Annotated in this window: 2 protein-coding genes; both read left to right on the top strand. The window is 50.1% G+C overall.

Annotated elements, in window-relative coordinates:
- Window positions 1-412 (top strand): LURP-one-related/scramblase family protein (locus STRDD11_RS08165; RefSeq protein ID WP_128836915.1); only part of this gene is annotated, 412 nt, incomplete at its 5' end.
- A 30-nt stretch (window positions 413-442) separates the two neighbouring features.
- Window positions 443-821 (top strand): alanine--tRNA ligase-related protein (locus STRDD11_RS14430; RefSeq protein WP_241209375.1); only part of this gene is annotated, 379 nt, incomplete at its 3' end.

Genomic DNA, 821 nt, shown 5'->3' with positions numbered 1-821 from the left:
TGTGGAGTATCAGGTCGAGGGCTCTTTCTTTCAGATTCCCAAGACCTTTACGATATACGACAGTCAGGGACGGACGGTCAGTCGGATTACCAAGCCTGTCCTGACCCTGCTGCCCCACTTTGAAATCCAGCTGGCCAACGGCTCCAGCTTTTACATCCGCAAAAAATGGACCTTTTGGCGGGACAAGTACCAGTTTGACAATCTCGGTCTGCGGGTGGAAGGCAATATCTGGGATTTGGATTTCCGGCTGCTGGATGACCGCGGCCAGACCGTGGCAGAGATTTCCAAAGAGCTCTTTCATCTCACCTCGACCTACCAAGTAGCTGTCTATGATGACCAGTATGCCGATCTGGTCATTTCCCTCTGCGTAGCCATTGATTACGTCGAGATGCTGGAATCTTCCTCATCGTAAACAAACAAAATTATAGGAGAATAAAAAACAATGAAACAAATGTCAAGTGCACAGATTCGTCAGATGTGGCTGGATTTTTGGGCAAGCAAAGGCCATGCTGTTGAGCCCTCTGTCAGTCTGGTACCGGTCAATGATCCGACCCTGCTCTGGATTAACTCCGGAGTTGCCACGCTCAAAAAATACTTTGACGGGACCATCATCCCGGAAAATCCGCGGATTACCAATGCACAGAAGGCCATCCGGACCAACGACATCGAGAACGTCGGAAAGACAGCCCGCCACCACACTATGTTTGAAATGCTGGGCAACTTCTCTATCGGTGATTATTTCCGTGATGAGGCCATCGAGTGGGCCTATGAGCTCCTGACCAGTCCGGACTGGTTTGATTTTCCCAAGGACAAGCTCTACA

This window comes from Streptococcus sp. DD11 (assembly GCF_001578865.1).
GTDB classification, from domain to species: domain Bacteria; phylum Bacillota; class Bacilli; order Lactobacillales; family Streptococcaceae; genus Streptococcus; species Streptococcus panodentis.
The sequence above is the reverse complement of the archived record's forward strand: the minus strand, read 5'-3'. Positions and strand labels throughout refer to the sequence as shown.